This is a genomic window from Ruegeria sp. YTSA075 (genome assembly GCF_059610245.1).
This window is the reverse complement of the sequence record NZ_JBXWNG010000012.1, coordinates 1-13,065: the sequence shown is the minus strand read 5'-3', so window position 1 is coordinate 13,065 and position 13,065 is coordinate 1. Positions and strand designations below refer to the sequence as shown.

At 57.7% G+C, this 13,065-nt stretch carries 12 protein-coding genes; 5 read left to right on the top strand and 7 right to left on the bottom strand.

The window, feature by feature from the left end; all coding sequences use genetic code 11:
* Positions 1–644 precede the first annotated feature (644 nt).
* From nadC to AC2FGE_RS17385, 5 genes are all read right to left on the bottom strand, one after another.
* Positions 645–1,523 carry a carboxylating nicotinate-nucleotide diphosphorylase gene (gene nadC, locus AC2FGE_RS17405; protein ID WP_496820523.1) on the bottom strand — a complete coding sequence of 293 codons (879 nt, stop codon included), beginning with the start codon at positions 1,521–1,523 and terminating at the stop codon, positions 645–647.
* A 3-nt stretch (positions 1,524–1,526) separates the two neighbouring features.
* Positions 1,527–3,065, bottom strand: coding sequence for an L-aspartate oxidase (locus tag AC2FGE_RS17400; protein WP_496820522.1), 1,539 nt, complete (start codon positions 3,063–3,065; stop codon positions 1,527–1,529).
* Entirely contained in the window at positions 3,062–4,033 is a 972-nt protein-coding gene (nadA, locus tag AC2FGE_RS17395) for a quinolinate synthase NadA (RefSeq protein ID WP_496820520.1), read from the bottom strand. The genes AC2FGE_RS17400 and nadA overlap by 4 nt, the downstream gene beginning before the upstream one ends.
* A gap of 77 nt (positions 4,034–4,110) precedes the next feature.
* Positions 4,111–5,025, bottom strand: coding sequence for an NUDIX hydrolase (locus tag AC2FGE_RS17390; protein ID WP_496820518.1), 915 nt, complete (start codon positions 5,023–5,025; stop codon positions 4,111–4,113).
* 808 nt (positions 5,026–5,833) lie between these two features.
* Positions 5,834–6,754 carry a LysR substrate-binding domain-containing protein gene (locus tag AC2FGE_RS17385; RefSeq protein ID WP_496820517.1) on the bottom strand — a complete coding sequence of 307 codons (921 nt, stop codon included), beginning with the start codon at positions 6,752–6,754 and terminating at the stop codon, positions 5,834–5,836.
* A gap of 107 nt (positions 6,755–6,861) precedes the next feature.
* On the opposite strand from AC2FGE_RS17385, the gene AC2FGE_RS17380 reads away from it, so the two are divergent.
* The 4 genes from AC2FGE_RS17380 to AC2FGE_RS17365 all read left to right on the top strand — a co-directional run bounded on the left by AC2FGE_RS17380 (position 6,862) and on the right by AC2FGE_RS17365 (position 9,989).
* Positions 6,862–7,728 carry a pirin family protein gene (locus AC2FGE_RS17380; RefSeq protein ID WP_496820516.1) on the top strand — a complete coding sequence of 289 codons (867 nt, stop codon included), beginning with the start codon at positions 6,862–6,864 and terminating at the stop codon, positions 7,726–7,728.
* A gap of 39 nt (positions 7,729–7,767) precedes the next feature.
* Positions 7,768–8,382: an isochorismatase family protein gene (locus AC2FGE_RS17375; RefSeq protein WP_496820515.1), complete on the top strand. Its 615-nt coding sequence runs from the start codon at positions 7,768–7,770 to the stop codon at positions 8,380–8,382.
* 210 nt (positions 8,383–8,592) lie between these two features.
* Complete coding sequence (locus tag AC2FGE_RS17370) at positions 8,593–9,420, top strand: Rossmann-fold NAD(P)-binding domain-containing protein (RefSeq protein ID WP_496820514.1); 828 nt, start codon at positions 8,593–8,595, stop codon at positions 9,418–9,420.
* Positions 9,421–9,485: 65 nt separating this feature from the next.
* Entirely contained in the window at positions 9,486–9,989 is a 504-nt protein-coding gene (locus AC2FGE_RS17365; RefSeq protein ID WP_496820513.1) for an anthrone oxygenase family protein, read from the top strand.
* 458 nt (positions 9,990–10,447) lie between these two features.
* Here AC2FGE_RS17365 and AC2FGE_RS17360 read toward each other — a convergent pair whose 3' ends face one another.
* Positions 10,448–11,080, bottom strand: coding sequence for a tyrosine-type recombinase/integrase (locus tag AC2FGE_RS17360; RefSeq protein ID WP_496820512.1), 633 nt, complete (start codon positions 11,078–11,080; stop codon positions 10,448–10,450).
* Between the two features lie 289 nt (positions 11,081–11,369).
* Complete coding sequence (locus AC2FGE_RS17355; RefSeq protein ID WP_496820510.1) at positions 11,370–12,215, bottom strand: SDR family oxidoreductase; 846 nt, start codon at positions 12,213–12,215, stop codon at positions 11,370–11,372.
* 101 nt (positions 12,216–12,316) lie between these two features.
* On the opposite strand from AC2FGE_RS17355, the gene AC2FGE_RS17350 reads away from it, so the two are divergent.
* Positions 12,317–12,706 carry a winged helix-turn-helix transcriptional regulator gene (locus tag AC2FGE_RS17350; protein ID WP_496820509.1) on the top strand — a complete coding sequence of 130 codons (390 nt, stop codon included), beginning with the start codon at positions 12,317–12,319 and terminating at the stop codon, positions 12,704–12,706.
* The last annotated feature ends 359 nt before the right edge of the window (positions 12,707–13,065 follow it).

The following is a 13,065-nucleotide window of genomic DNA, read 5'->3' as shown; positions in this document are numbered from 1 at the left end:
CCGCGTCGTCGCTTTGGTAGGCCCAATGACGGACGGGCTTCGGCGGGCGTGCAATACCACTGCATCCAGCGCCCTAGATTACTGTCAGTCACGGCCCAGATCGTTCGGCCCTCTCGCAGCGAAGTGCACTTCTCCAGAATACGGTTCTGCTTGGTGTGTCTGAGACGCCCGCCAGCAGCATTCTGCATAGCTGCGTAGAGGACCGTCAGCGATCTGCAATACTGTCACTGAAATCGCTGATACAGCAACTCGGGGCAGCTTTGGGCCTGATCCTGGCCGGAGCCATCGCAGAGCTCTACTCAACACCCACAGCCTGGATGTTGAGCGCCGTGTTTCTTGTTATAGCCGTTTTTCCTGATCGGCGTCCTCACTAAACGGCTTACGACCGAGAGCGAATAGCGAGTATTCTTGAAAGTGCAGCATTCGGCACTCTAGGCCCTTAACCGCCAGTCTGCTTTGCTGATCGTACATCAAATCGCGCACAATCAGCCATTCGCACCCTTCACCTCGGTTGTGGGAGTCGGATTACCCGTGTTGGACGCTGCAACGGAAATCTCGCCTCGACAGATTGGTTATCGAACTTTCCACCACATCGACTTCACGATAGTACTCGCGCGTTTGCAAGATCAGTTTTTTGAGCCGGATCAAGGTGATGAACTGACCGTTGCAACGAAATCCAAGCCGATATCGAGACAGGGTGCACTGTGAGTGATCCAGCCCATCGAAATCAGATCGACCCCGGTTTCCGCAACCGCACGTACGCTATCCGGTGTGATTCCGCCCGAGGCTTCGGCGATGGCCTGACCATCAATCATGGCGACTGCTTTGTGCAGGGTCGGCGGATCCATATTGTCGAGCAGTACTGCATCAGTACCGATCTCGAGAACCTGTGCCAGCTGTTTCAGTGTATCGACCTCAATCTCGATCTTGACCATATGGCCAACGGTCTGTTTTGCCCGGGTCAGAGCCGCGCCAACACCGCCCGCTATCGCAATATGGTTATCCTTAATCAGCACAGCGTCACTTAGCGAATAGCGATGGTTCATGCCGCCGCCTGCTCGCACGGCATATTTCTCGAGTATGCGTAGACCCGGCGTTGTCTTGCGGGTGCAGCTGATCGCTGCTGCTGTACCTTCAACGCGGCGCACCAGATCCGCCGTTACGCTGGCGATGCCAGAAAGATGCCCCATGAAGTTGAGCGCGGTACGCTCTGCAATCAAAAGGCTGCGAGACGGGCCTTGGAAAGTTGCGATTACCGCGCCGGACGTGACGGAATCGCCATCGTTGACATGGCGTGTCACCTTGATCGCTGGGTCAACCAACGCACAGGCCAGTTCCGCACAATCCAAACCAGCAATGCATCCGGCTTGACGTGCACGAGCCACAACTTCAGAGGTGTGATCCTCCGGAATAACAGCCGTTGAGGTTACATCGCCAGCGAGACCCAGATCTTCATCAAGTGCGTGACGGATTATGGGCTCCAGCATCGTCCGGGGCAGCGAGGCTAGGGGTAGGTCGGTCATGATTCAAGCAGTCCTCAAAAGGGGTTCTCGGCAGGTCAAACCTGCATGGGCAAGAATTTCCGCCAGGGTCATATGTTGAGCTTGCGCCGTGGGCTTTCGGTCGGGGAAATCGCTGCGAAAATGTCCACCGCGCGGTTCACGGCGAAGTTCTGCAAAGATCGCGATAGAAACCGCCACAAGGGCTGGATCAGAATCGCGCTGCGCCGATTCAACCAAGGGCAACAATTCTGAGATAGCGCGGCGTAGTCCCGCTTCGTTGCGGATTACGCCCAGATGTTTTGAAACCAATGGCCGAACTAAACTAAGGTCGGGATCGGGTAGCCAATCAGACAGATTGGTCGTCTTCAGGGTGGGTCCCTCACACCCAGTGATGTCCAGTGCAGCGCGACGTCCCATCACCACGGCTTCGAGCAACGAGTTACTTGCAAGGCGGTTTGCGCCATGCAGACCTGTGCCCGCGCATTCACCAATGGCCCAAAGGCCGGTCAGGGTGCTGCGGGCGTTCTTGTCAACGGCGACCCCGCCCATGTGGTAATGCGCCGCCGGGCGTACTGGGATCGGTTCGCGTCCCGCGTCAATGCCGTTCGCGGCACATATTGCATGAATGCCGGGAAAACGACGAGCAAAATCGGCCCCAAGAGCTGTACGGGCATCCAGAAACACGCGCCCGCCTTCGGCGATGACCCGATGCACAGCACGGGCGACCACATCACGTGGGGCCAGTTCGGCCCCCGGAACATGCGCCATAAAGCGCTTGCCGGTTTGGTCAACAAGGATGGCGCCTTCACCCCGCACGGCTTCACTGATCAAATGCAATGGCCTCTGCGGGGTATCCAGCGCGGTGGGATGAAACTGCACGAATTCCATGTCGCGCAAAGCCGCCCCGGCGCGCGCAGCAATCATGACACCCTGCCCATAGTTGCCCGATGGGTTGGTGCTGGCGTCGAACAAACCGCCGCAACCACCTGTCGCCATGATGACCTGAGACGTGCGCAGAACCTCAGCCTGACGGCCTTTTTGAACGTGAATGCCGGTGACGTGCCCGTCAGCCGACAACAGCCGCCGCGCCTCGACATCTGTCAGACAGGTGATCGACGGGCATTGCAGGGCTGCACGTGTCAGAGCCGATATTATTTCGGCGCCGGTGCGGTCACCACCCACATGTAGTATGCGGCGGTGGAAATGCGCGGCCTCGCGCCCAAAGGCATATGCACCATCAGCAGCCCTGTCGAAACGAACACCATAGCCTTCCAGCATTGTGATCGCCTCTTGTGCCTCGGACAGAATGCCTGATGCGATAGCCTCGTCGCACAACCCGTCGCCAGCTTGCAACGTATCGACCAAATGCTGCGCGGGATCATCATCCGCGTTCAGCGCTGCGGCAATACCTCCTTGTGCCCAGACACTGGAACATTCCTGCCCCAGTCCTGAACGGGTGATCAACACGACCGGTTGCGGTGCCAGTTCCAGGGCAGCGATCAAACCTGCAAGGCCACCGCCAACAATGGCAATATGGCCGTGAAGCCCGTCAAGCCGGATCATTTTACTGCCAACATCCGTTCCACCGAGCGGCGCGCATCTTCGGCGATGGTCGGGTCGACCATGACTTCGTGGCGGCCAAATTCCAGCGCCTCGCGGATATTGCGCAGACTGATACGCTTCATGTGAGGGCACAGGTTGCAAGGACGTACGAATTCCACGTTCGGGTGGTTAAGCGCCACATTGTCGCTCATGGAGCATTCCGTAAGCAGGCAAACCCGTGCCGGTTTCTTGGCGCTCACGAAATCCGACATCACAGCGGTAGAGCCGGAGAAATCCGCCTCAGCGACCACGTCAGGTGGGCACTCCGGGTGGGCTAGCACCGTTACTCCGGGCCATGCCTCACGCATGGCGCGCACGTCATCGGGTGTGAACAACTCATGCACCTCACAATGCCCATGCCATGCGATCAGTTCGACATCCGTTTCTTTGGCAACGTTCTTTGCCAAATACTCATCAGGTATCATCAGCACTCGCGGCACCCCGAGGGACTCCACCACTTTCACCGCGTTGCCCGAGGTGCAGCAGATATCCGATGCCGCCTTCACCGCTGCCGATGTGTTGACGTAGGTGATCACCGGTACGCCAGGGTGGGCTTGGCGCAGCAATGCGATATCCTCAGGCGTGATGGAGTCAGCCAGCGAACACCCCGCGCCCATATCGGGGATCAGCACTGTTTTCTCGGGGTTCAGCAATTTGGCGGTCTCGGCCATGAAATGCACGCCTGCCATAACAACAACATCAGCATCGACTGCAATGGCCTCGCGGGCCAGGGCCAGGCTGTCACCCACAATGTCGGCCACGCCGTGGAAAATTTCCGGCGTCTGATAGTTATGTGCCAGAATGACCGCGTTCTTCTCGCGCTTCAGTTCGAGAATAGCTTCTAAATCCTCTTCGAACAGCATCCATTCGGGTCGCGGGATGACCTGCTTAACCCGGTCATAGATATCCGTAAGGCGAAAATCTCTCATTGGTTTCTCCATTTATACTCAATTCGAGTACATCGGAGTGACAATTATTCTCACTTCGAGATTATGTCAATGAAGATTCAGGGCCGGGAGAGAGGTAATCTTGCGCCCGACAGCATGCGGGCCTCAAGAATGGCTGGGCGATATCGGAACAGACGCGCCGGACGGCCGCTGGTGCCACTGGATATCTCGCCGGTTTCCTCAATCAGTTCCTGCTGGTCGATTTGGCGGCGGAAATTGGGTTTATGCAGGCGCAGACCAGACAGCGCCTCAACCGTGCGCTGCAATTGTAGCAGCGTGAAGCTTTCGGGCAAAAGTTCGAACACCACCGGAGAGTATTTGATCTTGGCCCGCAGGCGCGAAATCCCGGTCGCGAGGATGCGACGGTTGTCGCCTGCCATGGGCACACCGAATTCTGCTGCATCGACCAACCCGGCCTCGTACATCAATTCATAGCGTTGTAAAACAAGCTCTTCATTCCACGTCTTTCCATTCAGACCGAACAGGTAGTCGACACGCTGGGTCTTTAGCGGATCCCTCTGGGACCAGGCTTGGAGACGGTTGGTGATGCCTCGCAGTTCCTTGGGGCTATGGTCACGGTGATCCTCCCACGGGAAGTATCGATACCAGCTGCGCCACGTCGGACGTCTGGCCCCGGCTGCATCTTGTTCCCGCACCAGCCCGAGATAGCTGATCGAAATACGCTGCGAGGTGGTGACCTTGTCAGATCGTGGATCACGATCCTTATCTGCAAAGGTATAGAGCTGCTCGAGATAGCCCACCGGATGGCCTGTCTGCGCCTCAATCCAAGCGCGCAACCCACTCTGTAGGCTGCGATGAGAAGACTCGAACGGCCCGGAAGGCAAGGCATCGCCTCCACGCAGGGTCATGACGCGCGGCTGATCATCAGTCACGGCAGTCAGAATGGCGATCAGTTCGGCAGGGGCTAGTCCACTTGGCAATGAAAGTCCTGTATATTGAATGTCGCGAGACATTGGCTTCAATGGGGGTTCTAACTGAAACTCGATACCTTTGCTTGGGGAAAATGTTTTGTGAGGCGTGCAATTTCAGAGAATTCGGCTCCGGCCCAATTCCCCGCCTCGCCCAGCAAAAAGCAAGTACCAACTATCGTTACCATGGTTTCGAACCAGCGTTTCATACGCGATTTCGTTTCAGGTTGCGCTGGTAATCCGGTTGATCAGGCGCCAGCCTAGGGCGCTGTCATCGACATCAAGTGATGACGTATTTCATGACCTCCAACCGGAAGAAGCGATCTACTGACGCGTTCTCAATGCCTTAGCAATTGGCAGCAGAGCAGCCACAGAGATTGCGCTTCGCCCACACGGTCGAACGCGGCCGCCACGGCATAAATATCGTCGCATATCTCTGGTTCCAGTGCACTCGGTCGGCTGAAAAAATGTCCGACGGTTGTCCAATCAACCGAACCAATTCGCTCCGTCATCTGTCACAGGAAGTGGGTGGTTTAAAGAGCAGGCTCCTTGCAAAAGGAAAAGCGGGCTTTACCGTTTGTGTGCCTTTGGGCAATTGATCGGGGGGATCAATTGAGGTCTGAACGGGGTGTTATGATGTTTTTCCGACACTGGTTGCGGGAGGGCGCAACCACCGTTGCCGAACGCAATTGAAATGTCAGGTATAGGCAATGAAACCGACATACACAAAATACTACCAAACTTCTGTTGAGCGGACGTAGCCGACCTTGGGTTTTCGGCCTTCGCTGACGCAGCATCACTTTATTTCTGCAGCACGTCTGTTGCTGCTGAGCGGCACAAATCGTAGTTTCGGTCACTCGGGTTTTGCGTCAATATTTGTCAGCACGGCGGGCAGGTGTTGTTTGAGGAAGTCCAGAAACGCCTCCACCGCCGGTAGCATTCCACGCTTTGACGGCATGAGGAGGCTGATCTGCGGGGTGCCGGCGGTCCAGTACCGCAAGGCGCGCACCAGTGTTCCCGCCTCGACCTCTTTTCTGCAGACATAAGATGGCAGGGCAGCAAGTCCCAAAGACGCTGCTGCTGCATTCTTGAGCGTCGACATATCGTCACTCGCGAACCGAACAGTACAGGGCACCGAAGCCGTTTGTCCTGTTTCGTCCGTCAGCAGCCACTGATGTGTGTCTCGGGGGCGGCCGAGAACCAAGGCAGGGTGGTTCGCCAGTGCAGCGGGGTCATGCACCGCTCCCAACGCGTCGAGATAGTCATGTGACCCGAACAGGTGCCATTCGACCCGCGCGAGCTTTATCTGGATCAAGCTTGAATCTGGCAATGTGTCCATATGCCCCCGGATCGCAACGTCGATCCCACCCTTGATAAGGTCGTCGATCTGGTTGGAGGTCCGTTGGACAACGGTGACCCCGGGATTGTCTTGCAAGAAATGGGGCAGGACTTGATCGAGGCCGAACTGCGCCATGCCCACGGAACAGGACACGGTGACGGTCCCTTCTATTGTGTTGCTTTTGCGGCGAACGGCCGTTTCGGCCATCTCAAGCCGCGCCAGGGCTTCTTGAGCGTGGCGGAAGTAGTCCTTGCCAACGTCGGTCGCGATGACAACGCGCGATGTACGCTGCAACAGGCGCACGCCAAGGTCATCCTCCAGTTGCCTGACCCGGCGGCTGAGTCTGGACTTGGGAATGTTCATGGATCGCGCGGCGGCAGAAAAGCCCCCCTTTTCAACGACCTGAACAAAGTAGAACGCATCATTTAAGTCCATCGCGAGCCCCCTTCGTTCCACCAGTAGAACGGTAGGTTCTGATTTTACCCGATTTTCGAGCCATCGTCTCGCTCATATTCTCAATGCAACAAGAGCGAGAGACTGACATGACCAAGCAACATATCGACACGCTCGCAGGCGTCCCCTGCGAAACCCATGCCCAAAGCGTAGGCCGTCCGCTTAGAATTGGCGACGGTTTTGAAGCACAAAGCTATCAGCATTCAGAGTTCTGGGGCCTTATGGACCCGCTGATCATGGTCGATCACTTCACCATGACACAGCCCACCTTCGGGACACATGCCCATGCCGGGTTGTCTGCGGTGACGGTTATGTTCGAGGACAGTGAGGGGGCATTTCAAAACCGGGATTCCCTTGGTAATGACCTCGATCTGGCGCCCGGCGATCTTTATTGGTTCAAGGCGGCGCGCGGCGCCCTTCACAATGAGGCAACACGCCCCGGTGCCAGGACCCACGCATTGCAGGTTTTCGTAAACCTTTCGGCTGCACATCGGCATGACGCACCTTCCGCCTTTCACGTTTCTGCCGCAGATGTCCCGAGGCTTGCGGGTGACCGGGCCAAAGCACGGCTGGTCCTTGGTGAAGCGGCTGGCGTTCAGGGGGCGATAGCACCGGATAACCCGTTGACGCTGCTTGACATCGACATAAAGGCTGGCGGCCGGTTCACTCATAAAGGTGACAAGGGCCACCATGCATGGATCCTCGCCATTCACGGCGCGTCCCGCGTGATGTGGGACACAGGCTCGGCCGATTTGCAGCCCGGCAAGGCCATTGCCTTCGCTGATGCCTCCGACATCTCATTTTCTTCGGAAGAGGGCGCTCATGTCGTTCTGTTCCGGGGCCACCCCCTTCGCCAGGCCTTTGTCCAACGCGGCCCCTACGCAATGGGCACCGCAGCAGAGCTTGACGCAGTCGAGGCGGCTTATCGTTCCGGTCGCCTCGGATCACTTGACTGAAATCAACGCCACTGAAGACCTATCCAGAAAGGAAGACTTATGACCGCAGTATTCAACCCCGAACCGCTGACTCGTGACAACGCCGCCGTCGTGTTCGTCGACAACCAGGTCGGCCTGATGACCGGTATCCGAGACTATTCCGTCGCCGATCTCAAGCACAACATCGTAGGCCTTGCAAAGGCTGCAAAGGCGCTTGACTTGCCGATTGTGACGACCACCACCTCGTCCCAGACGCTTTGGGGACCTGCCATTCCCGAACTGCAAGAGGCCTTGCCCGATCAGACCTTTATCGACCGGACAACCGTCAATGCATGGGACGATCCGAGTGTGGAAGAGGCCATTCGCGCGACCGGACGCAGCAAGCTGATCTTTGCGGGTCTGTCCCTTGAAGTGTGCGCTGCCTTCCCGGCTATGCAGGCCGTGCGCGAAGGGTTCGAGGCGTACGTCGCCGTTGACGCCAGCGGCACCTTCAACATGACCAAACGTGAAACCGCTTTGGTTCGGCTGACCCAGGCCGGGGTTGTTGTGGCCGATGGCGCGAGCCTGATGATTGAGATCCTGGCAGACAACGCCAGCAATCAGGCAGGCGAGGTTTATGGCGCTTTGGGCATGGATTGGTCGATCCTCGTCGGCCAAGTCCGTGAGAGTGCGTAGCCATGCATCGCTCTCCCTATGCGCCCCGTAGCAGGTACTCGCACAGGGGCATGCAAACCCAATTTTATCGCATCTACGTCACGTCGCTGTTCTGTTTGATCGCGATGGGATGGGCGGCGGCCCTGTTCTTTTAAAGGCCGCAGCCACCATACCAGCACTTCAGCAACCACGAAATCAGGGTGGGCCCACGGCTCACCACAGGAGAAAGCTATGTCTAACGAACCTATCCTCGTCATCGGTGCCACTGGCAAAACCGGCTCTCGCGTTGCAGCAAAACTGGAAGCTAAAGGCGTCTCTGTCCGGCGCGGCGCACGGCGATCCGAAACCCTATTTGATTGGGAAGATCGAAACACGTGGGTCCAAATCCTGACCGGTGTCTCAAAGGCCTATGTCACCTACTTCCCCGACCTAGCCTTCCCCGGCGCCATCGAAAAGCTGGAAGCTTTCGCAAAGGTCGCCCGCGACACCGGCCTGCAGCACATCGTGCTGTTGTCCGGTCGGGGCGAGCACTTCGCTAGCATGGGTGAAGAGGTGATCCGCAACTCGGGTCTTGGCTTTACGATCGTGCGGTCCGCCTGGTTTGCGCAGAACTTTTCAGAAGGCTACTTACGCGACCCAATCCTGGGTGGTGTCCTTCCCATGCCCGGCGGCGATATCGCAGAGCCGATCATCGACATTGACGATATCGCAGACGTGGTTGTCGCGGCGCTGACCGAAGACGGGCATCTAGGCAAACGGTACGAAGTCACGGGTCCACGCCTGATGACCTTCGCTGAGATGGCCGAGGTCCTGAACGCAACCTTGGGACGCCGCATCCAGCATCTGCCCATCACGTTTGAGGACTTTCACGCCAATGTCGCAGCCTCTGGCGACACATTTGTCGCCGACGTCTTCACCGCAATCGCCCGCGAAACGCTGGACGGGCGCAACGCCTATACAGCGGACGGGGTTGAGCGGGCCCTGGGCCGCAAGCCACGAGACTTCACGGAATTCGCCCAAACCGCAAAAACTGCTGGCGCTTGGCCAAGCGCCGCCTAACCACACACACCTGGAGGTGGGTGGCGCGGGCCACCTGCCTCCTCTGAGAAAAAGGAACCAATGACATGTCCACCACGACTTTTTTCCTGATCCAATTCGCCATTCTCGCCTATGCCCTCGTCGGCGGCGCCTTTCTGGCCTTTTCCGACTTTGTGATGCGGTCGCTCGCCCTCACCAGCGGTGCCGGTGGTGTCGAAGCCATGCAATCCATCAACCGAGAGGTATTCCGCTGGATCTTCATGGCTCTGTTCATCGGCCTCGCACCTGTTTCCCTCTTCATGGCGGGCTACGGCGGTTGGGTTTTGGGCGGTCAGCCTGGCACGCTGATGCTGCTCGCTGGGGTCATCTATTTTATAGGATGTTTCGGCGTGACCGTTCTTTTCAATGTCCCGATGAATGAAGCATTGGCCGGGATGGATGCCCAGATTGACGCAACACGGGCCTACTGGGAAGAAATCTATCTGCCACGTTGGACCTTCTGGAATTCGGTGCGTACAGTGGCCTGTGCGGTATCTGCTGCGCTGTTGCTGTTTGCCTTGCTGTGGGCCAGCCAACTTCAACTGGCTTGACGAGATCAAGGAAAGCGGTCTCAAAACGAGTCGCCCTATTGTTGCCGCAACGCTTTGCTCAAAGTAGCAAGAGCCGGAGCGCGCAGCCAAGTAAATTAGCTTATCATGTCTAAACCTATGTTCAGCTGCTCAGCAGCGAACAACTGGCATCACCAGCGGTGTCTCCCGCTGTGCCTGAGGAGAGCCAAAAGCGGTTCTCGGAGTTGTGATTTCAAACGCTCGCCTCGCCTGGCGGCTTGGTCCTTGCCGTCTTGATCTTCGGCAGGCGACGAGCGAATGGCAGGTATTGCCGCCGTAGTGCAGCGCCATATAATGGCCAGGTGCAGCGAACTCCATGTTGCGAGCGCGCGCAGCGAGAAAAAGCAATGACAGAGTCGGGCTCAGCACAGACCAACGCCGCATGGAGCACAAACACCTGCTTTTAAATGGCGAACGGGGGGACCGTTCGCCAAGGTGGCTCAGATATCGATACGCTCAGCGATGCTCAGCGCATCTTCGAGCTCAACGCCAAGGTAACGTACTGTACTGTCGACCTTCGTATGACCCAGCAGCAACTGGACCGCACGGAGGTTGCCGGTCTTTCGATAAATCTCCGCTGCCTTTGTCCGGCGTAGTGAATGGGTGCCGTATCCGCTTGGCTCTAGCCCGATCGCTGTGACCCAATCACGCACCAACCGTCCATACTGGCGAGTTAAAATGTGGGGCCGGTCATGGAAGCGGCTGGGAAACATAAACCGGCAGGCAAACATCTCGGGTGACTTGACCCACGCCAAGACAGTTTCACGTGTGTTTTCCGTCAGTTCAAACTGCACCGGTCGCTTAGTCTTGCTCTGGATGACTGACACGCGTTCTCGCACACGGTCATCCTTTACCAGGTCAGTCACGGCCAATTTTACGAGATCACAGCCGCGAAGCTTGCTGTCGATGGCGACATTGAACAGCGACAGATCGCGTAGATAACCTGCCAATTCGAGCCGAGCACGGATCGCCCAGACCTGTTTTGGCAGCAAGGGCCGTTTCTGACCGATGATCCGCCCCTTGTTCCAGGCTCTGCGTTTCGGGGTGGTTGCGGGAAGTTGGACTCTTGGCATGATATGCCCTCCGATCCTCCCTCCGCACCCAATCATCAGCACCGCGCTGACAGGACGATCCTACCGTCTGATCTAAGGGCCGGTGTTAGAGACCCACAATGGTGATCGTTGCCGCGGAAGCATTAGGCGGCTCTGAGCCCTTCTTGACTGATACTGCACTGTCCGCAGGTGACCGGTGGTCGTCGAAAGCCGACATTGGTTGAAGCAAGGGAGGGAGCCCTTAAGTGCCGCGCAGAAAGCAACGCAAGAATTCGAGGCGGGGCGCGAATAGACGCCCCGCACAAAGGCTTTATCCGATGGCTGTGGCTACCGCCGAGGCGAGTGGCGTTGTCGGGCGCCCGATCAGGGTGGAAAGCTGCGTTCCTTCATCAAACAACGCGCCCTTAGACGCCTCGACGTCACAATGGGCAAGGAACCCAGCCAGTTCGGCAGGTAGGCCCGCGCCGGTGAGCGCTGCCGCATAGTCGGGCTCAGGCATATCGACATAAGGGATGTCCCTGCCCGCCTGGGCAGACAGCGTCGCGGCCAGATCGGTCAGGGTATAGCTGTCGTCACCGGAGAGCTCGTAGGTCTTGCCTTGAAGGCTCGTGTCCAGCAGGACAGCCGCAGCAGCGGCGGCGTAGTCCTGCCTCGTGGCTGAAGATATCCGGCCATCCCCGGCCGCACCGATTAATGCGTTGTGTTCCAGTGCCGCGGGCAGCCCCATGGTGTAGTTTTCCGTGTACCAACCGTTGCGCAGCACGGTATGGCCGATGCCAGAAGCGGCCAGAAGTTTTTCTGTCTCCACGTGTTCCAGCGCAAGGCCCAGCGTGCTGTTCGGTGCGTTCAGCATGCTCGTATAGACAATGTGCTTCACACCCGCAGCTTTGGCGGCTTCTATCACCGCTGCATGTTGAGGAACGCGGCGACCGATATCGCTGCCCGAGATCAGCAGCAGCGTCTCAACGCCTTCCAAAGACGCGGCGAGCGTTTCAGGGGCGTCGTAATCGAAAGCACGGACAGGCACGCCCAGATCGGCAGCCTTATCGGGATTGCGAGCCAAAGCAACGAGGCCCTCGGGCGCGGTTTTGGTTTTCAGGGTCTCGGCAACAAGGCGGCCAAGCTGGCCGGTGGCGCCGGTCACTGCGATTGTCATGACAGATCTCTCCATTTTTCTTTCCATGCGGCACAGCTAGGCCCTTTACTTACAAAAGGTAAGTACATACATTTTTGTTAGTATAAAATTTTGAGGTCGCCATGCCGAAACTCAGTGACGCCGTTCGTTCGGGCAAATTGATCGGGAACCTGCAAGCGCAGCAATGCCCGTCGCGCAGTATCCTCAAGCATGTCACAGGCCGCTGGGCTGTTCTGACGCTGATTGCGCTTCAGGGAAGGACGATCCGCTTTGCTGCGCTCAGGCGGACGATCGGCGGGGTCAGCGACCGGATGCTGACACAGACGCTTCAGACATTGGAAGCGGATGGCTTCGTGCATCGGCAGGACTTCAAGGTCGTGCCGCCCCATGTTGAATACAGCCTGACCCCGATGGGAGAAGAGGTCGCGCAACATGTGCGCGTGCTCGCAGACTGGATCGAAGACAACACCAGCAACATCCTGTCGACGCGGGAAGAGATCGCGGCAGAATAGTCGGACGCTATGGAGATCAAACAGGCGGCAATCATATGCGCCGTAAATGATAGCGCCGCCTATGCTGATTTTCGCGGCTGTCGCGACCCGCAAAAAGCGGCCTTTTAGATCAGAAATGGCAATGGCAGCAAAGTCCCGCGACTTGATCCTTGCCCGCCGCGTACATGCTGCGGTTGGCATGAATGGCTCGTTTCGCCGCTGCATGGCAGCGTCCCGAACTAAGCACTTGCAGCGACTTTCGTGCTGCGAGCGCATGCAGCACAAAATCACAATGGCCGAGTCGGGCTCTTCGCCTCTTTCTCTGCGGTTGGCGCCGACTGGTGGAAAGAGCCCATAGCCAACTTTGACATATTTCCGCC